Source organism: Blastococcus brunescens (assembly GCF_035320885.1).
GTDB lineage: Bacteria > Actinomycetota > Actinomycetes > Mycobacteriales > Geodermatophilaceae > Blastococcus_B > Blastococcus_B brunescens.
This window is the reverse complement of the sequence record NZ_CP141261.1, coordinates 1,493,314-1,510,843: the sequence shown is the minus strand read 5'-3', so window position 1 is coordinate 1,510,843 and position 17,530 is coordinate 1,493,314. Positions and strand designations below refer to the sequence as shown.

The following is a 17,530-nucleotide window of genomic DNA, read 5'->3' as shown; positions in this document are numbered from 1 at the left end:
CGGGCGGGGGCATCCCCACCCGCACCGACTGAGGTTCGCGGTGTGGCAGAGGGGTTCGCCGTCGACCGCGCGTCCCGCTGCCACACCGCGAACCTGAGGTCATCCGTCGCGCACGACGCCCGTACCTGCGCGCGCGGGGCCGGCCCGTGGGTCACCCGTCGGGAAGCGTGACCGTCTCGATCATCCGGTCGAGCACCCGTACGTTGCGGGCGTAGTCGAACTGCGGCAGCCCGACGGTGTTCACCACCAGCGTGCGCGGCCCCTCGTCGCCGGCTCCGAGGTCGACGACGTACGCGGTCGAGCGCACGCCCTCGGGCCACAGCCCGCCGATCGAGGCGCGCTCGATGCGCACGGCCGCCCGGCCGCCGACCGTGGTCTCCGTGCGGCTGAGCTCCTGGTCCGGCCCGGAGCTCGCGACCCGGTCGAGGGGGCCGCCTCCACCGTGGCGGTGACCGCACCCACCCGTGCGTCGGTGCCCGGGGGCACGGTGAACTCCTCCGGCGCGAAGCGGGTGCAGGCAGCCACCGTGTCCCCCGGGTTGACCGCCCACCCTCGAGATAGGCGATGGCGAAGCCGCTCGGGCTCTCGCAGCGCTGCGACAGCGCGACGGGGCTCGCCGGGTCGCCGGCCAGGACGTCGACCACGATCCGCTGGGGCGCGTTCAGCAGGCCCACGGCGAACGGCCGCCGCGCGTCCAGCGCGGCGAAGAACGTGTACCGCCCTCGAAGAGGGTGTCCTCGACGAGGGTGTCCACCACCGCCGCCCCGGGGATCGTCCGCCGGTCCCGGCCCTGCCAGGGGTCTACCCCTCGGGCGCGTCGCCCGGAAGGGCCACGTTGGTCAGGGTGATCTCCAGGGCGGCCGCCCCGGGCACCGGAACCGGCGCCCCGGACCCCTGGGCCCGCGGCTGATCGACGTAGCCGACCCGCCAGCCGGCCTCGCCCTCGCCGGCCAGCTCGAAAACGATGCGGTCGAACCCGTCGTGGCCGCCGAGGCTCACGTCGGTGAGGGTCACCGGTGGCCCGTCACCCACGGCGATGGAGTCGTCGACGCCTCCGGCCGTGATCGGCTCCGGTCCACCCGTGCCCTCACCGGCTTCCGTCGACGGCGCAGCCGTGGAACCGGGCGCGGCCGACGAGCCCGTGCCGGCCGACGGGCCGTCGTCGCCGCTGCATCCGGTCAGGATCAGCGCCGCGCCGATCCCGGCGAGGAGGAGACGCATCGAGGCGACCCCTTTCCGGCTCGGGAACACGTCCTCCTGGTGCCCTTGCCGTTCCGACCGGATCCGAACGCCGCAGGGAGCGAAGCCATGCGATCGTCATACTCGCCGGCGGCCGACGGCTGGGGTCAGTGCCCCTGCCCGGCCGACGGCTGGCCGTAGAAGACCCGCTCCACGACGCTGCGCGCGCGCCGCGAGGTGCGGCGGTAGTCGTCGAGGAACTGCCCCGGGTCCATGTCGGGGCCGTAGCCGCAGGCTCTGGCGACCCCGTCGAGCTCCAGCCCCGGCCGGGGAGCTGGTCGCTGGCCCGCCCGCGCACCAGGAAGATCGCGTTGCGCGCGCGGGTGGCCAGGTCCCACGCCGCCCGCAGCGCGTCGAGGTCCCCTTGCTCCAGCAGGCCGGAGTCCCCGAGGGCGTGCAGCGCCTCGATCGTCGACTGGACCCGCAACGCGGGGCGATCGGCGGCGTGCTGCAGCTGCAGCAGTTGCGCGGTCCACTCGACGTCGGCCAGGCCACCCCGGCCCAGCTTCGTGTGCGTGGCCGGATCGGCACCGCGCGGCAGGCGCTCCCGCTCGACGCGCGCCTTGATCCGGCGGATCTCGGCGACCTGCTCGTCGGTCAGGCCACCCTCGGGATAGCGGATCGGGTCGATCATGGCGACGAAGTCGGCGCCGAGCTCCGGGTCGCCGGCCATGGGGACTGCGCGCAGGAGCGCCTGGACCTCCCAGACCGACACCCACCGCTCGTAGTACTCCCGGAAGGCCGAGAGGCTCCGGACGAGGGCGCCCTGCCGGCCCTCGGGCCGCAGGTCCGCGTCCACCTCGAACGCCGGGTCCGGAGCCGGCTCGCTCAGCAGCCGCCGCATGGTGTGGGCGACGGCGTTGGCCACCGAGGTCGCCTTCCCTCGTCGGCGCCCTCCCGGGGACGGTGGACGAACAGCACGTCGGCGTCCGAGCCGAAGCCCAGCTCGCGCCCGCCGAGCCGGCCCATGCCGATGATCGCCAGGTCCATCGGCAGCTCGGCGGGGTCCATGCCCGCCTCGAGGGCGTGCGCCCGCACCGCCATGTCCAGCCCCACCTGCAGGGTGGCCGCCGCGATGTCGGTCAGCGCCTCCCCAGCCGGACGACGTCGAGCCGTCCGAGCAGGTCGGCCGCGGCGACCCGCAGCAGCTCCTGCCGGCGCAACCCGCGCAGGACGCGGATGCCGGCCTGCGGGTCGGGAGCGCGCCCGGCGGCCTGCCGCCAGGCACCGGCCAGCGTCGCCGCGGCCCGCGGCTCCAGCTGCTCGTCGTCGGCCAGCAGCCGCAGCGCTTCCGGCGTGCGGGTCAGGAGGGAGGCGACGAACTGGCTGGACCCGAGCAGCTGGGCCAGCCGTTCGGCGACCTGGCCCTCGTCCCGCAGCAGCCGCAGGAACCACTGGTTGCCACCGAGGGCCTCGCTGACCTGTCGGTAGGCCAGCAGCCCGGCGTCCGGGTTCGGGCAGGACGCGAACGTCTGGAGCAGCACCGGCAGCAGGTACTTCTGCATGGACGCCGAGCGGGACACCCCGCCGGTGAGCGCGGCCAGGTGCCGCAGGGCGCCGTCGGGATCGGCGAAGCCGAGGGCACGCAGCCAGTCCCCCGCCGCCTTGGAGCCGAGCTGCAGGTGCTCGCCGGGAACACGGGCGACCGCCGACAGCAACGGCCGGTAGAAGAGCTTCTCGTGCAGCCGGCGGACCTCGCGGGTGTGCAGGCTCAGCTCGGCGTCCAGGACGTCGACCGCCTCGCCGCGGTGGTCGGGCTTGTACCCGAGCGACCGCGCCAGCCAGCGCAGCTGCTGCTCGTCGGTGGGCAGCAGGTGGGTCCGGCGCAGCCGGAGGAGCTGGAGCCGGTGCTCGACGGTGCGCAGGAAGCGGTAGGAGGCGATCAGCGTCGCGGCGTCCTCCCGGCCCACGTACCCGCCGGACGAGAGCGCCTGCAGCGCCGGCAGCGTGCCGCCGACGCGCAGCGACTCGTCGACCCGGCCGTGCACCATCTGGAGCAGCTGGACGGCGAACTCGACGTCGCGGAGACCACCACGGCCGAGCTTGAGCTCCCGCTCGGCCTGGGCGGGCGGGATGTTGGCCTCCACCCGGCGGCGCATGGCCTGCACCTCGCCGACGAAGCCCGGCCGGTCACCGGCCTTCCACACCAGCGGCCAGAGCGCGTCCACGTAGGCCCGCCCGAGGTCGGGGTCCCCGGCGGCCGGTCGCATCTTCAGCAGCGCCTGGAACTCCCAGGTGCTGGCCCACTGCTCGTAGTACGCCTGATGCCCGGCCACGGTGCGCACCAGGGCACCGGCCCTGCCCTCGGGGCGCAGCGCGGCGTCGACCTCCCAGGCCGCCTCGTGGCAGATCCGCATGAGCGCGGCCGCCACCCGCGTCGCGCTCGTCAGGGCCGCGCTCTCGGAATCGTCGGGGTCGACCGGCTCGGCCACGAAGACGACGTCGACGTCGCTCACGTAGTTCAGCTCGCGGCCCCCGGTCTTGCCGAGCGCGATCACGGCCAGGCGGCACGGGGCGGCCGAGGCCGGCTGCTCCGCCACGGCCAGGGCCAGACCGGCGGTCAGGACGGCGGCGGCGATGTCGGCGAGCTCGGCGGCGGCCTCCTCGGCCGGCAGCCCCTCCCCAGGTCACGGCCGGCCAGGGACAGGATGGCGCGGCGATAGGCCAGCCGGAGCGCCCGGATCCGCGGCGGGGACGCGTCGGGGGCCGCCTTGCCCAGCCGCACACCCCAGGGTGGGTCGTCGGGATCGGCCCCCACGGCGACGAGCATCCGCCGTTGCAGCTCCGGGGCCGACGGACCGGACGACCCGCGGAAGATGCCCTCGCCGTCGTCCTCGAGCGCCGTCCAGTCCCCCGGGTGTGCCGCGAGGTGGTCGGCCAGACCGGAGCTGGCGCCCAGCACCGACAGCAGCCGGCTGCGCAGCAGACCCGACCCCGCAGGTGGGCCAGGAGCGCGGCGGCGGCCTCCCCGGAGGAGTCGGAGGAGTCCAGCGCCTCCACGAGGCGGTGCAGCGACCGCAGCGCCAGGTCGGGGTCACCGGCCCGGGCCAGTGCGGCCACCACCGGGCCGGCCTCCGGGTCGGCGGGCTCGTTGCGCTCGAGGTCCCAGAGCCCCAGCGCCGGGTCGGACAGGAGCAGCGCCGCCCGGGTGCCGTCCTCGAACCCGAAGCGGACCAGCCGGACGACGGCCCGGCGCGGCACCTCCGCCTCGGCCGCCGTCACGCTGCCTGCTGCGCGTGCGTGCGGACCAGCTCGGCGAACCGGCCGGCGAACGGGGCCCAGGTCTCCTGGATGTGCGGGTGGGCCTCGTCCGACAACCGGCAGATGGTCTCCCGGTCCCACGGGCTGGACGCGACGCCGACGACGTCCCGCCCGGCCCACTCGTGGACGACCTCCGGGGTCGTCTCGATGTGGAACTGCAGCCCGTACACGTGCCGGCCGACGCGGAAGGCCTGGTGGGCGTACATCGGGCTGCTGGCCAGCAGGGTGGCGCCGGACGGCAGCTCGGAGATCTCGTCGTGGTGGAACTGCAGCACGTCGGGCGTCAGCGGCAGGGGCGGAAGACCGGGTCGTCGTCCGCGGCGTCCCGCTTGGCGACCAGCAGCGCGCCCACCTCCGGGCCGTCGATGCCCGTCCGCACCCGGCCGCCGCCGGCCTGGGCGAGCAGCTGGGCACCCAGGCAGATCGCGAGGGTCGGGAAGTCGGCGGCCAGCGCGCGCCGCAGGAGCTCGCGCACCCCGACCAGCTCCGGGCTGGTCCGCTCGTCGTCCAGGGCCGACTGCGGGCCGCCGAGGACGACCATCCCGCCGAAGCCGTCGAGCGTCTCCGGCAGCTCGTCCCCGGCGCCCAGGTGGCGCTCGTCCAGCTCGAGGCCGGCCTCGCGCAACCACTGCCCCAGGCGGCCCGACGGGTCGGTGGGATGCACGACGACGACGAGCAGGCAGGCCACGCGGTCGAGGTTAGTAGAAGGACCTCGCCGCCCTCCGCGCCTCGTGCGCCCGGCCCGGACCCCTGCGACGAGGCCGTCCGGCCGGCGGCTCACCAGCCGGTCATGGCCAGGAGGTCCGGCTCCAGCACCGGTCGGACGGTGCGCATGTACATGGCCGTCACGTGGGCGTCGTCCCGGTACACCCGGACGTTCCCGATCACCGACGGGCACTCGGTGCTCGTGCAGAAGTACGGCCGGGTGTCGAGCAGCTGCACGCCCGGGGGCAGGCCGGCCGCGAGGACGGCGTCGTCGTAGATGTCGGCGGGCGCCACGGCGCACTCGGGCGCCAGATCGCCGAGCTCGGCCACGCAGTCGGGGACGTCGCGCTCGTGCCGGGGGTTGTCCCGCAGGCCGATCACCGGGATGCCGGCGGCCGCGAGCTGCTGCCACGCCTCCACGAAGCCCGCGGGCAGCGCCTCCCGCTCCCCTTCGCGATCCGGGTGCCCAGGGCCACCACCAGGTCCGGGTCCAGGTCGACGATGCGCTCGACGAGTCCGGACCGCCAGGCGTCGCACTGCTCGACCAGCGAGCGATTGGCCCGGAACTCCGACTGCGTGGACAGGTTGCAGCCGGGGTTGATCAGGGACACGAACTGCCAGCCGTGGGCGTCGGCGATCTCGCTCATCGGCTGCTGCCACGAGGCGACGTGCGAGTCGCCGACCAGCACGATGCGCCGCTCGGCGTCGTCGGACCCGCGCACGCAGCTGAAGGGCTGCAGCGGCGAGTCCGGGTCCTCGCCGCCCTCGCGCACGCAGCGGCTGTCCGAGATCCGGGCCCAGTCGTCGCGGATGACCGACAGCGGCGGGACCGCCTCCACCTCGTCGGCCTGCTCCATCAGCTCCGGGCGCAGCATCGCCCGGGCGCCGGGGTAGTCGGGGTCGTCGGCGGCGGGCACGAAGTCCGCCAGCTGCCGGTCCAGCTGGGTGGTGGTGACCGCGCCGGCGACGACGAGCGGCGCCGCGCACGCGATCACCAGCGCCACGGCCCAGGCCGGACGGCGGGAGCGCAGCAGGTCCAGCGCCGGCCGTTCGGCGAGCCGGTGGGTCAGCGCCGCGAGCGCGACGGCGGACCCGATGATCGCCGTCCCCGCGAGCACGGACGGCCGGTCCCCGCCCGTGTGCACCATGGACAGGACGAGGATCGGCCAGTGCCAGAGGTAGATGCCGTACGAGCGCTGCCCCACCCACTGCAGGGAGGGCCGGGACAGCAGCCGGTGCGCGCCGCGGCGGCCTCCCGCGTCTGCCGCGAACAGGATCAGCAGGGCGCAGACCACCGGCCAGGCGGCCTGCCACCCCGGGAACGTGCGGGCGCCGTCGAGCACCGCACCGCACGCCACGAGGCCCAGGACCCCGGCCCAGCCGAGCACGGCGGCGACCAGCCCGCGGGGACGGCGGTCGACCAGCAGGAGCCCGGCCAGCGCACCGGCTCCGAGTTCCCACAGCCGGGGCAGGGTCGCGAAGTAGGCGGCCTGCTGGTCGGCCCGCACCGCGACCAGCGCCCAGGCGAAGGAAGCGGCGGTCCCTGCCCCCACCAGCAGGATCGCCACCCGGCGGCCGTGCCGGGCCAGACCCGTGGCCCGCAGGAGCAGGCCGACCGCGGCCACCACGAACGGCGCGGCCAGCAGGACCTGCACCTGGATCGACAGCGACCAGAACTGCTGCATCGGGCTCGTGGCCGCGTTCAGGGCGGCGTAGCTGACCGACTCGTCGACCAGCCGCAGGTTCTCCGTGAACGTGACCGAGGAGATGAGGTGGACGACGACCTCGCGCCAGCGGGTCTGCGGGGCCACCCACAGGGCCGCGAGGACGGTCACGACGAGCACGACGAACGCGGCCGGCGCCAGTCGGGACAGCGACCGCGCCACGGGACGCAGCGGGTTGAACCGGTCGGTGCGGGCGAACCGCTCTCCCAGGGTGACGGCGAGGAAGAAGCCGGTGAGCGTCAGGAAGACGTCGACGCCACCGGAGACCCGGCCGCTGAACACGTGGTAGACGACGACCAGCGCGACCGCCAGGGCGCGCAGGCCCTCGATCTCGGGGCGGCGGGCACGCGGCTGCGGCGACGACGCCCGCAACTGGTCCGCGACCGGTTCGGCCAGGACCGTCACGGGGCGTGACACCGCCCGAGCCGCCTGCGCACCACGTCGTCCACCCCGCGTCGATTGCCAGCGAGGAAGACTACTGAGCCGCGACATCCCGGTGGCATGCCGCGCCGGGCACGTCACCCGGCCGGATGGCCAGGTGACGCGATGGAACGGCCCCGTCGCGTGGACCCGTGCCGAACGTGCGAGGTGCGAGGTCCTTCCGAGGGTCCTTCTACAGACCGGGGAGGTAGCGGCGCAGCTCGAACGGCGTGACGTTCTGCCGGTAGGAGTTGAACTCCTCCCACTTGTTGCGCAAGAAGTGCTCGAACACGTGCTCGCCGAGCGTCTCGGCGACCAGCTCACTGCCCTGCATCGCGGTGAGCGCCTCGCCGAGGACACGGGCAGGTCCTCGTAGCCGGCGGCGCGCCGCTCGGTGTCGGTGAGCGACCAGACGTCGTCCTCGGCCTCGGGCGGCAGGTCGTACCCTTCTCGATGCCGCGGAGCCCGGCGGCCAGCAGGACGGCGAAGGTCAGGTAGGGGTTGCAGGCGGAGTCCGGGGACCGGATCTCGACGCGGGCCGACTGCGCCTTGCTGGGCTTGTAGGAGGGCAGCCGCACGAGCGCCGACCGGTTGGCCCGGCCCCAGGTCGCGGCGGTCGGCGCCTCGGTGCCGGCCAGCAGGCGTCGGTAGGAGTTCACCGTCTGGTTGGTGACGGCGGTGTACTCGCGGGCGTGGGTGAGCAGGCCGGCGATGAACTGCTTGCCGGTCGTGGACAGGCGCATCGGGTCCGCGGCGTCGTGGAAGGCGTTGCGGTCTCCCTCGAACAGCGAGACGTGGGTGTGCATCGCCGAGCCGGCGAGCTCGGTGAACGGCTTGGGCATGAACGTCGCGTGCACTCCTGGGTGAGCGCGACCTCCCGGACGACGTGCCGCAGCGTCATGATGTTGTCGGCCATCGACAGCGCGTCGGCGTAGCGCAGGTCGATCTCCTGCTGGCCGGGGGCGACCTCGTGGTGGCTGAACTCCACCGAGATGCCCATCGCTTCCAGGGCGAAGACCGCCTCGCGCCGGAAGTCGTGGGCCACGTTGTGCGTGGAGAGGTCGAAGTACCCCCGGTGTCGGCCGGCTCGGGCGGCGACCCGTCGGCGGGCAGGTTCTTGAGCAGGAAGAATTCGACCTCGGGGTGGGTGTAGAAGGTGAAGCCCATGTCCGCCGCCTTTGCCAGCGTGCGCCGCAGCACGTGCCGCGGGTCGGCCCAGGCCGGGGAGCCGTCGGGCAGCGTGATGTCGCAGAACATCCGGGCGGTGTCGCTCGCGCTGCCCTTGGCCGCCGGCATCACCTGGAAGGTGCCCGGGTCGGGCTTGGCGAGCATGTCGGACTCGTAGACGCGGGCGAACCCCTCGATCGCCGAGCCGTCGAAGCCGATGCCTTCGGCGAACGCCGCTTCGATCTCGGCCGGAGCCACCGCGACGGCCTTGAGGTAGCCGGAGACGTCGGTGAACCACAACCGGACGAACCGGATGTCGCGCTCTTCCAGGGTCCGCAGGACGAACTCCTGCTGTCGGTCCATGCTCGGCATGATCGCGTCCGCTCGTTTCCGGTATGTGACGGCACCCGTGGTCTGGCGCAAGCCTGCCCCTTCCGGGGCATCCGTACACAGCCGGACGCGCCGCGGAGGCGTCGCTGCCCGCGATCAGCCGGTGGTGTGCCAGTCCGGCGGAACCAGGACCGCGTCCAGGCGCTGGAGCTCGTCCCGGTGCAGTGCCGCGAGCCGGCCCAGCACCCGCTCCCCTCGCCCGTGAGCAGGACGCGGACCGCGCGCGCGTCCTCGGGGTGCGCTGCCCGCTCGACGAGCAGCTGCGTCTGCGCCCGGTTCACGAGCTCGACGACGCTGTGGTGGCGCAGCTGCAACCGGTCCGCGACCTCGCCGACCGTGGCCCAGTCCCGGCCGGGGAAGCCCTTGAGCGCCAGCAGGAGCTGGTACTGCTGCGGCGTGAGCCCGTGCCGGCGCACGATCTCCTCGCTGAAGCGCAGGTAGCGCCGGATGCCGAACCGGAAGCGGGCCAGCGCCTCGAACTCGCCCTTGGTCAGGGGCGCCGAGCCGACGCTCTCGTCCTCGGCTGCCACGGCGCCCATCACATCACGTGGCCGCGGGAACAGCGCTACCCGTTTCTATCGTGTTGCGATACGTTCGAGTGAGCCCGGGCGCGCTGCGCCCGACGGTCGGCGAGGAGGACCTCGTGCACAGGCTCATCGACGGACCCGCGCGGGTGCAGCGATGAACGTCCGCCCCGCCGTGGTCGTGCAGGTCGACGCCACCTCCGAGGATGCCCTGGACTGGGCGGCGGCCGAGGCATCGGCCCGGGGGCTGCCGCTGCGGCTGGTGCACCCGGTGGACACCCCGCCGTCCGTCGACCCGTGGTCGCTCCTGTCCCCCACGGCGGCCGGGACGCTCGGCGCCGCCCTCGCGCGGGCTCGCGCGGTCGACTCCGGCCTCGCGGTCGAGACGCGCCTCGTGCCGGGCACGGCACGGCAGGTCCTGCTGCAGGAGAGCCGCACGGCAGCGCTGCTGGTGCTCGACACCTCCTCCCCCGCCGCGCTGGGCCGGCTGCTCCCCGGCCGTGCGCCGCTGCAGCTCGCGGCCGCCGCCGCGTGTCCGGTCACGGTGGTGCGCGGCCTCTCCCGGGGTGACGAACCTCGACCCCGTCCACGGGTGGTGGTCGGGATCGACGGCGCACCGTCCTCCGGTGCCGCCCTCGGTTTCGCCGTCCGGGCGGCCCACCGGCGGGCCGTACCCCTCACGGTGCTGCACGCGTGGACCGCCGACCCGCCCGCGGACCTCGAGGGGTCTGCGCCTGCCGCGTCGCGACGGAGGCCGACGCCGTCGGCCTGGTGGAACGGACGCTCGCCCCGTGGCGGGACGAGTTCCCCGACGTGCCGGTCACGGCGGAGGTGCGCTGCGCCGACGCCGCCGCCGCGCTCGTCGCGGCCTCCGACGGTGCCGCGCTCGTCGTCCTGGGGGCTCCGGGCGCCCGCCGGCTCACCAGGGCTGCCGGGTCGGTGGGGCGCCGGGTGCTGGCGCGGGTCGCCGGCCCGGTCGTGATCATCGGGCAGGAGAACCGTGGCACGGTTCCCGACCGGCGCAGGGTGCGGAACATCTCCAGCCGGTGACCCGGCAGACGCCTCCAGACCGTGCGCCCTCCACCTGGCCTTCCCGTCCGCCCGCCGGCCCGGCATGCTCCGGCCATGGCTCGGCAGGTCCCGCTCCGCACGACGGCCAGTCGCGTCGACGTGCGGCGGGCCGGTCCGGACGACGCGTCCGCCGTCCTCGCGATGGTCCGGGAGATCGCCCTCCACGAGGGCACGCCGGACGCGGTCGCCGGCACGCCCGGGACCTGGGCAGCGATGCTGGCCCGGCCGGACGTCGTCGTCCTGCTCGCCGAGCGGGACGGGGAGCCGGCCGGGTACGTGTCCGCCGTCCGCCGGCTGCACCTGTGGCTGGGCCGGGACATCCTCGGCCTGGACGACCTGTTCGTGCGCGAGGGCTACCGGGATGCCGGCGTCGGCCGGCTGCTGATGACCGAACTGGCCGCCCTGGCCGCTCCCGAGCAGCTGGCCGTCCGGTGGGAGGTCCGCGAGGACAACGCGGCCGCCCAGCGTTTCTACCGGCGGCTGGGCGCCGAGCTGCGGACGAAGGTCGTCGCCTTCTGGCGACCGTGATCCGGCCCGTCCCCGCCAGAACGATCAGGTGACCTGACCGTTCCGGGTCCTCCCCACGGTCGACCGTGGGGAGGACCCGGTTGGATCAGGTGACCTGATCAACATCCGCCCCCTGGGCACATGATCACGGCAACGACCAGACTGGGACGGTGAGCGATCAGCTGCAGTTGCGCGTGGGCCTGGCGCAGGTCGACACCCGCGTCGGTGATCTCGCGGGCAACGCGGACCTCGTGACCACCTGGACGGCGACGGCCGCCGAGGACGGCGTCCATCTCGTGGTGTTCCCCGAGATGACGCTCACCGGCTACCCGCCCGAGGACCTGGTGCTGCGCGAGTCGTTCGCGCACGCCAGCGAGCACGCCGTCGCCGAGCTCGCCCGCACGCTGGCCGAGCGGGGACTGGGGACGTCGCCGTCGTCGTCGGGTACCTCGCGCACAACGCCGACGGGGCGCCCGGCCCGGTCGCGCCGACGTCCGACGGCGAACGGGAGGACGACGCCGAGCTGCCGGGCGACGCCAACCCCGCACCGGTGCCCCGCGCAACGCCGCAGCCCTGCTGCACGGCGGCCGGGTGGTGGCGCGCTACTACAAGCGGCACCTGCCGAACTACGGCGTCTTCGACGAGGCCCGCTACTTCGTGCCCGGGACCGAGCTGCCGGTCGTCCGGCTGCACGGCGTCGACGTCGCGCTCACCATCTGCGAGGACCTCTGGGTGGAGGGCGGGCCCTGTGGCGTCGCGGGCCAGGCCGGCGTCGACCTCGTCGTCTCACCGAACGCCTCACCCTACGAGCGGGCCAAGGACGACCTGCGGCTGCCGATGGTGCGCCGGCGGGCGGCCGAGGCGCGGGCGCCGATCGTCTACTGCAACCAGGTGGGCGGGCAGGACGAGCTCGTCTTCGACGGCGATTCGATGGTCGTTTCCGCCGACGGCACGCTCCTGGCCCGCGCGCCCCAGTTCGTGGAGCACCTGCTGACGGTCGACCTGTCCATCGACCCGTCGGTCGTCCGCGAGCGCCGCGCGGGCCGGATCGGGCCGATGACCGTCATCCGGCACGCGGTGTCGGAGGAGCCGGCCCCTCGGTCGAACCGCGCCCCGGCACGGTCGCGGAGCCGCTCGGCGACTGCGAGGAGGTCTGGCGGGCGCTGGTCCTGGGCCTGCGGGACTTCATCGACAAGAACGGCTTCCCCTCGGTCGTGCTCGGCCTCTCCGGCGGGATCGACTCCGCGGTGGTCGCGGTCCTCGCCGTCGACGCGCTCGGGGCCGACCGGGTGCACGGGGTCGGGCTGCCCTCGAAGTGGTCGAGCGACCACTCCCTCGCCGACGCGCAGGACCTCGCGACACGGGTCGGTCTGCACTACTCGGTGGTGCCGATCGCACCCATGGTCGACTCCTTCCACGAGGCCACCGAGCTGACCGGCCTCGCGGCCGAGAACCTCCAGGCGCGGGTGCGCGGCACCCTGCTGATGGGACTGTCCAACCAGCACGGGCACCTGCTGCTGACCACCGGCAACAAGAGCGAGGTCGCCGTCGGCTACTCGACGCTCTACGGCGACTCCGCCGGCGGGTTCGCCCCGATCAAGGACGTGCTGAAGACCCTGGTGTGGGACCTCGCCCGCTGGCGCAACGAGCACGCCCGCACCCGCGGTGAGGTGGAGCCCATTCCCCAGCACTGCATCGACAAGCCCCCGTCCGCCGAGCTCGCTCCGGGCCAGCAGGACTCGGACTCGCTGCCCTCGTACGAGGAGCTCGACGCCGTCGTCGCCGACTACGTCGACCGCGACCTCGGGATGGCCGAACTGCTCGAGCGCGGGCACGACCCCGAGGTGGTGGCCCGCGTCCTCCGTCTGGTGGACGGCGCGGAGTTCAAGCGCCGCCAGTCGGCACCGGGCACCAAGATCAGCCTGAAGGCGTTCGGCCGGGACCGGCGCCTGCCCATCACCAACCGGTGGCGGGAGACCCTGCCCACCGTCCGCGAAGGAGCGGCAACTCGATGACCGAGCTCGCGAGGTCATGCATGAACACAGCAGTGGCGCTCATGGCGCCGACGAGCGCCAGCGAGGAGGCATCATGAGTGAGTCGGTCGTCTACGGCGGGCAGTCCTCCGCCCGCGTGCGCGTGCACCACCTGCAGCAGGCCAAGGAGCGGGGCGACAAGTGGGCGATGCTCACCGCCTACGACACCTACAGCGCGGCCATCTTCGAGGAGGCCGGGATCCCGGTGCTCCTGGTGGGCGACTCGTCGGGCAACGTCGTCCTCGGGTACAGCAGCACCGTGCCGGTCACGGTCGACGACCTGCTCGTCCTGACCAAGGCGGTGACCCGCTCGACGAAACGGGCACTGATCGTGGGCGACCTGCCGTTCGGCAGCTACGAGTCCGGCCCGCAGCAGGCGTTCGACACCGCCGTCCGGTTCCTGAAGGAGGGCGGCGCGCAGGCGGTCAAGCTCGAGGGCGGGGTCCGGGTCGCACCCCAGATCAAACTGCTGCACGACGCCGGCATCCCGGTGATGGCGCACATCGGCTTCACGCCGCAGAGCGAGAACGCGCTCGGCGGCTTCCGGGTCCAGGGCCGCGGCGCCGGCGCCGAGCAGCTGCTCGCCGACGCGCACGCCGTCCAGGAGGCCGGAGCGTTCGCCGTCGTCCTCGAGATGGTGCCCGCCGAGATCGCCGGTCAGGTGACCGAGGAGCTGTCGATCCCGACGATCGGCATCGGCGCCGGCGTCGACTGCGACGCCCAGGTGCTGGTCTGGCCGGACATGGCCGGGCTCAACGGCGGCCGGGTGCCGACGTTCGTGAAGAAGTACGCCGACCTGCGCGGCGAGCTGCTGCGGGCGACCCGCGAGTTCGCCGACGAGGTGCACAGCGGCGTCTTCCCGGGGCCCGAGCACTCCTTCGAGTAGGGCCGCCGGTCTCTGGTGAGAACCGCCGTGCGGGCGGGACAGTGGCTCATGCGCACCGACCAGAACAAGGACGTCGTCCGCCGGCTCATCGAGGACTGCGTGAACACCCACCGCTCCGAGCTGCTCGAGCGATTCGTGACGGAGGACGTGCGTGTCCACCCGGGCACCCCTGGCACGGCTCCGGACACCGCTGGGCTGGACGCGCTGCGGAAGGCGTTCGCCGGCTTCCGGACGACCTTCCCCGACCTGCGCATCACGCCCGACCAGTTCGTGGCCGAAGGCGACCTGGTGAGCCTGCGGTGGACGGCGAGCGGCACGCACTCCGGGCCCCTCGCCGGGATCGAACCGTCGGGCCGGCACGTGACCTGGGCCGGGACGGACACGTACCGGCTGGCCGATGGCAGGGTGGCCGAGTGGTGGCGCAACGACGACGTCGTCTGGCTGCTGCACCAGCTGGGCCGCGACCTCGTCCGTCCAGGCGGTTAGCGGCCACCACTCGTCACGACGCAGGTCCTTCCGGTCCGCGGGGCCGTCGCTCACCCTGAGGCCCATGCGAGTGCTCTTCGTCGCCGCCCCCATGGTGGGGCACGTGCTGCCGCTGCTCCCCTGGCCACCGCCTTCCGGGATGCCGGTCACGACATCGTGGTCGCCACGGGGGCGGACGGCGCCGCGGCCGCCGGCTCCAGCGGGCTCGACGTCCGGGACATCGCCCCGGACGTGCGTATCGGCGCGGTCTTCGTCCCGCGCGTCCTCCTGCATCCCCTGCAGGCGCGCCGCGAGGCGCGGGGCGCCGAGCGGGAGCCCCGATTCGTCGGCGTGCTCTTCGCCGCGCTCGCCGCCCGGATGGCCGGGGGTGTCCTGGCCCTGGCCGACGAGTGGCAGCCCGACCTCGTCGTGCAGGAGCCCTTGGCCGCCGCGGGATCGATGGCGGCGGCACGCCACCGGGTGCCGGTGGTGCTGGTCAACAACACCTTCTTCGACGCCGAGCAGCTGCTCGCCGTCACCACCGCCCACCTCGGCGGGACCGCCCGCCGGTACGGCGTGGCCCGGATCCCGCCGCCGACCGAGGTGCTGCTCACCGCCCCGAGGAGTCTCGTCGGCGAGCAGCACGGGACACCGATGCGGTTCGTGCCGGTGGCGGGCAACGGGTCGGCGCCGGACGACCTGACCCGGCCCGGCGACCGGCCCCGGATCATCGTCGGCCGCAGCACCGTCGCCGATCCCCGCCCGGACCGGCTGATGAGCAGCGTGGTGGCCGCAGCGCAGGGCCTCGACGTCGAGGTCGTCCTCGCCCGGCCGGACCGCCGCGTGAGCCGTCGACCCCTGCCACCGAACGTCCGGACGACGCAGTGGCTGCCCTTCCCGGCCGTCTTCCCGGCCGCGTCCGGGGTCGTCCACCACGGCGGTGCGGGCACCCTCCTCACCGGTCTGGCCTGCGGCGTCCCGCAGCTCGTCGTCCCGGGCGCCGGCGACCGGAGGGTCAACGCCGAGCTGCTGTCCGCGCGCGGGGCGGGGCTCGCGGTGCCCGCCGAGCGGATCTCTGCTGCCGACGTGGATCGCCTGGTCTCCGATCCCGGCCTCGCCACGGCGGCACGTGAGGTGGCCGAGGAGATCGCGGCGATGCCCGCACCGGCCGACGTGGTGGAGGGCCTGACCGCGCTCGCCCGGTGAGCGAGGTCAGACGGCGGCGCGGGCGCGCTGGGCCCGGGCGGCGAGCAGCGCGTAGCCGACGAGGTTGGGCAGGAACGCCACGACGTAGATGCCGACCTGCGTCGACGTCGCCTCGATCGGAAAGCCGAGCGGCTCGGTGATGTAGTGCCCGATGAAGCCACCGCCGTAGCCGGGCTCACCGGCACGCTCGCGCAACGCCAGCTCCCAGGTGGTCAGCGGGCAGTCCGATCCGGTGAGGTAGATGCCGAGGATCGCCAGGCTGAGGGGTACGTGCAGCCACAGCACCTGCGGCCACCGCAGGGCCAGCAGCGAGCCGGTGAGCATGAAGAGGACCGCGGTCGCGTGCAGGACGGCCACCGCGTCGGCGAGCAGCACTCCCCAGTCTCCCACCAGGAGAGCCCGGCTCAGCCCCGGAGCCGGTCGAGCAGGAGCTCGGGCGCGTCGACGAGCGAGGGCCCGTACCAGGTGAGGTGGCGGCCACTGACGAACGCCGGACGGGCCTGCGGCCACGCCTCCGGACCGTCGTCCGGGCTGAAGGCGTAGGGCTCGTCGGGGAACACGACCAGCTCGACCTCGACGGCCGCGAGCTCCTCGCGCGTCAGCTTCGGATAGCGCTCCGAGCACCCGGCGAACACGTTGCGCACGCCGAGGCGGGCGAGCAGGTCGCCGGCGAAGGTGTCCCGGCCCAGCACCATCCACGGACGGCGCCAGATGGGGACGGCCGCCCGCACCTCCGGCAGCCGCGGCGGCGCTGACCACGTCTCGCGGGCGCGCACGAGCCAGCCCGGCCCCGGACGGTCGAGGACGAGGCAGAGCACGTCGAGGGAGTCCAGCGCTTCCGCAACCGTCGCCGGGGCGGTCACCCACACCGGGATCCCGGCGGCCCGCAGCGCAGCGACGTCCTCGTCCCGGTTCTCCTCCGCGTTGGCGACGACGAGGTCCGGTCGCAGCTCCAGCACCCGAGCGACGTCGGGCCACTTGGTGCCGCCGACGCGGGGGACGTCGAGACCGGCCGGATGGGTGCACCAGTCGGTGGCACCGGCCAGCAGCGCGGTATCGGTCGCGGCGATCGCCTCGGTCAGCGACGGCACCAGCGACACCACGCGACGGGGCTTCGGGCCCTCGTAGGCCGTCCCCGGTCATCCCGGAAGGCCCCGTCCGGAGGCTCGTCCCGAGCCTGCGCCGGATGAGGAGGACGGGGTCCCTTCTCAGACGTCGGTGATCCGCACGCCGGCGTGCACCTTGTACCGGCGGTTGACCGAGACGAGGTTGACCGTGAGGGCCTCGACCTGACGCGCGTTGCGCAGCCGGCCGGCATAGATCCCCCGCATGCCGGGCAGCCGGCCGGCGAGGGCCTGGACGGTGTCCATGGAGGCGCGGTCGTCGCCGACCACCATGACGTCGCCGTCGAGGGTGGGCCGGGACAGGTCCTCCAGCAGGGCCGCGGAGAGGTGGTGGAAGGCCCCACGACGTGGCTGTCGGGCAGCAGCGCCGCGGCCTGCTGGGCGACGCTGCCGTCGGCGACGTCGAGGACGTAGGCGCCGAGCTCGTCGAAGCCCATGGGCACGACGCAGTCGACGACGATCTTCCCGGCCAGCGGCGTGGCGAGCTCGGCGAGCGTGGCGGCGTGCCCCGCGTACGGGACGGCGACGATCACCAGGTCCGCGGCACCGGCGACGTCGACGTTCGACCCGCCCTGCACCGAGACCTCGCTGCCCCCGGCGGCGGTGGTGGCCCGCTGGGCGACCTCGGCGGCCACCTCGGACGCGCGCTCGGCGTCCCGGCTCCCCAGCAGGATCCGCTGGCCGGCGGCGGCCAGCCGGACGGCGAGGCCACGCCCCTGGGGGCCGGTGCCGCCCAGCACACCGACGACCAGATCCTCCACAGTGCGCCCGTCAGACACGTCATCCCCTCCACCGGCCCGGACCACCC

At 74.3% G+C, this 17,530-nt stretch carries 19 protein-coding genes and 8 pseudogenes; 9 read left to right on the top strand and 18 right to left on the bottom strand.

The genetic code is table 11. The features are described 5' to 3' along the window. Positions 1–151: 151 nt before the first annotated feature. From U6N30_RS10080 to U6N30_RS33675, 14 genes and pseudogenes are all read right to left on the bottom strand, one after another. Positions 152–352 (bottom strand): hypothetical protein, encoded by a 201-nt coding sequence (locus tag U6N30_RS10080; RefSeq protein WP_324277185.1) that lies wholly within the window; start codon positions 350–352, stop codon positions 152–154. A 449-nt stretch (positions 353–801) separates the two neighbouring features. Then, positions 802–1,014: an AMIN-like domain-containing (lipo)protein gene (locus U6N30_RS10075; protein ID WP_324277184.1), complete on the bottom strand. Its 213-nt coding sequence runs from the start codon at positions 1,012–1,014 to the stop codon at positions 802–804. 73 nt (positions 1,015–1,087) lie between these two features. Continuing rightward, positions 1,088–1,873 carry a [protein-PII] uridylyltransferase family protein gene (locus U6N30_RS10070; RefSeq protein WP_324278230.1) on the bottom strand — a complete coding sequence of 262 codons (786 nt, stop codon included), beginning with the start codon at positions 1,871–1,873 and terminating at the stop codon, positions 1,088–1,090. Positions 1,874–1,936: 63 nt separating this feature from the next. Next, positions 1,937–2,283, bottom strand: a pseudogene (locus tag U6N30_RS10065) (bifunctional [glutamine synthetase] adenylyltransferase/[glutamine synthetase]-adenylyl-L-tyrosine phosphorylase); the annotation flags it as partial. 38 nt (positions 2,284–2,321) lie between these two features. Further along, positions 2,322–3,803, bottom strand: coding sequence for a bifunctional [glutamine synthetase] adenylyltransferase/[glutamine synthetase]-adenylyl-L-tyrosine phosphorylase (locus U6N30_RS10060; protein ID WP_324278229.1), 1,482 nt, complete (start codon positions 3,801–3,803; stop codon positions 2,322–2,324). Continuing rightward, entirely contained in the window at positions 3,800–4,141 is a 342-nt protein-coding gene (locus tag U6N30_RS10055; RefSeq protein ID WP_324277183.1) for a hypothetical protein, read from the bottom strand. Before U6N30_RS10055 ends, U6N30_RS10060 begins: the two co-directional genes overlap by 4 nt. A 316-nt stretch (positions 4,142–4,457) precedes the next feature. Then, the gene (locus U6N30_RS10050; protein WP_324277182.1) at positions 4,458–4,775 is read right to left on the bottom strand and encodes a type 1 glutamine amidotransferase; all 318 of its coding nucleotides are present in this window, start codon (positions 4,773–4,775) and stop codon (positions 4,458–4,460) included. A gap of 8 nt (positions 4,776–4,783) precedes the next feature. After that, positions 4,784–5,188, bottom strand: a complete 405-nt coding sequence (locus U6N30_RS10045) for a glutamine amidotransferase-related protein (RefSeq protein WP_324277181.1) — start codon at positions 5,186–5,188, stop codon at positions 4,784–4,786. Positions 5,189–5,277: 89 nt separating this feature from the next. Further along, positions 5,278–5,625, bottom strand: coding sequence for an SGNH hydrolase domain-containing protein (locus tag U6N30_RS35395; RefSeq protein WP_324277180.1), 348 nt, complete (start codon positions 5,623–5,625; stop codon positions 5,278–5,280). Next, positions 5,583–7,346, bottom strand: a complete 1,764-nt coding sequence (locus tag U6N30_RS10035; RefSeq protein ID WP_324277179.1) for an acyltransferase family protein — start codon at positions 7,344–7,346, stop codon at positions 5,583–5,585. The genes U6N30_RS35395 and U6N30_RS10035 overlap by 43 nt, the downstream gene beginning before the upstream one ends. Positions 7,347–7,542: 196 nt before the next feature. Beyond that, positions 7,543–7,683, bottom strand: a complete 141-nt coding sequence (locus U6N30_RS10030) for a hypothetical protein (protein WP_324277178.1) — start codon at positions 7,681–7,683, stop codon at positions 7,543–7,545. Continuing rightward, positions 7,670–8,394 (bottom strand): annotated as a pseudogene (locus U6N30_RS10025) (glutamine synthetase family protein). Before U6N30_RS10025 ends, U6N30_RS10030 begins: the two are co-directional and overlap by 14 nt. Before the next feature lie 107 nt (positions 8,395–8,501). Next, positions 8,502–8,879 (bottom strand): annotated as a pseudogene (locus tag U6N30_RS10020) (glutamine synthetase beta-grasp domain-containing protein); the annotation flags it as partial. Positions 8,880–9,184: 305 nt separating this feature from the next. Continuing rightward, positions 9,185–9,445, bottom strand: a pseudogene (locus U6N30_RS33675) (MarR family transcriptional regulator); the annotation flags it as partial. Here U6N30_RS33675 and U6N30_RS10010 point away from each other — a divergent pair. From U6N30_RS10010 to U6N30_RS09975, 9 genes and pseudogenes are all read left to right on the top strand, one after another. After that, a pseudogene (locus U6N30_RS10010) lies at positions 9,354–10,157 on the top strand (universal stress protein); the annotation flags it as partial. The pseudogenes U6N30_RS33675 and U6N30_RS10010 sit on opposite strands and share 92 nt — an antisense overlap. Then, positions 10,124–10,480 (top strand): universal stress protein, encoded by a 357-nt coding sequence (locus U6N30_RS33670; protein WP_422678058.1) that lies wholly within the window; start codon positions 10,124–10,126, stop codon positions 10,478–10,480. The pseudogene U6N30_RS10010 and the gene U6N30_RS33670, both read left to right, overlap by 34 nt. A gap of 75 nt (positions 10,481–10,555) precedes the next feature. Then, entirely contained in the window at positions 10,556–11,029 is a 474-nt protein-coding gene (locus U6N30_RS10005) for a GNAT family N-acetyltransferase (RefSeq protein ID WP_324277175.1), read from the top strand. Positions 11,030–11,178: 149 nt separating this feature from the next. Next, a pseudogene (locus U6N30_RS10000) lies at positions 11,179–11,355 on the top strand (nitrilase-related carbon-nitrogen hydrolase); the annotation flags it as partial. 244 nt (positions 11,356–11,599) lie between these two features. Then, a pseudogene (locus U6N30_RS09995) lies at positions 11,600–11,956 on the top strand (nitrilase-related carbon-nitrogen hydrolase); the annotation flags it as partial. A gap of 266 nt (positions 11,957–12,222) precedes the next feature. Continuing rightward, complete coding sequence (gene nadE, locus U6N30_RS09990) at positions 12,223–13,023, top strand: NAD(+) synthase (protein WP_324278228.1); 801 nt, start codon at positions 12,223–12,225, stop codon at positions 13,021–13,023. A 73-nt stretch (positions 13,024–13,096) separates the two neighbouring features. Next, positions 13,097–13,927, top strand: a complete 831-nt coding sequence (gene panB / locus U6N30_RS09985) for a 3-methyl-2-oxobutanoate hydroxymethyltransferase (RefSeq protein WP_324277174.1) — start codon at positions 13,097–13,099, stop codon at positions 13,925–13,927. Between the two features lie 48 nt (positions 13,928–13,975). After that, positions 13,976–14,413: an ester cyclase gene (locus U6N30_RS09980; protein ID WP_324277173.1), complete on the top strand. Its 438-nt coding sequence runs from the start codon at positions 13,976–13,978 to the stop codon at positions 14,411–14,413. A 120-nt stretch (positions 14,414–14,533) separates the two neighbouring features. Continuing rightward, a complete protein-coding gene (locus U6N30_RS09975) occupies positions 14,534–15,598 on the top strand; it encodes a glycosyltransferase (RefSeq protein ID WP_324278227.1) in 1,065 nt (354 codons plus the stop codon). 6 nt (positions 15,599–15,604) lie between these two features. Here the strand turns inward: U6N30_RS09975 and U6N30_RS09970 are convergent, their stop codons facing one another. The 4 genes and pseudogenes from U6N30_RS09970 to U6N30_RS09955 all read right to left on the bottom strand — a co-directional run. After that, positions 15,605–15,988: a DUF2784 domain-containing protein gene (locus U6N30_RS09970; RefSeq protein WP_324277172.1), complete on the bottom strand. Its 384-nt coding sequence runs from the start codon at positions 15,986–15,988 to the stop codon at positions 15,605–15,607. Between the two features lie 14 nt (positions 15,989–16,002). Then, positions 16,003–16,701, bottom strand: coding sequence for a helical backbone metal receptor (locus U6N30_RS09965; RefSeq protein ID WP_324277171.1), 699 nt, complete (start codon positions 16,699–16,701; stop codon positions 16,003–16,005). A gap of 105 nt (positions 16,702–16,806) precedes the next feature. Further along, positions 16,807–16,995 carry a Rossmann-fold NAD(P)-binding domain-containing protein gene (locus tag U6N30_RS09960; protein WP_324278669.1) on the bottom strand — a complete coding sequence of 63 codons (189 nt, stop codon included), beginning with the start codon at positions 16,993–16,995 and terminating at the stop codon, positions 16,807–16,809. A gap of 224 nt (positions 16,996–17,219) precedes the next feature. Then, positions 17,220–17,462 (bottom strand): annotated as a pseudogene (locus U6N30_RS09955) (NAD(P)-binding domain-containing protein); the annotation flags it as partial. Between the last annotated feature and the right edge of the window lie 68 nt (positions 17,463–17,530).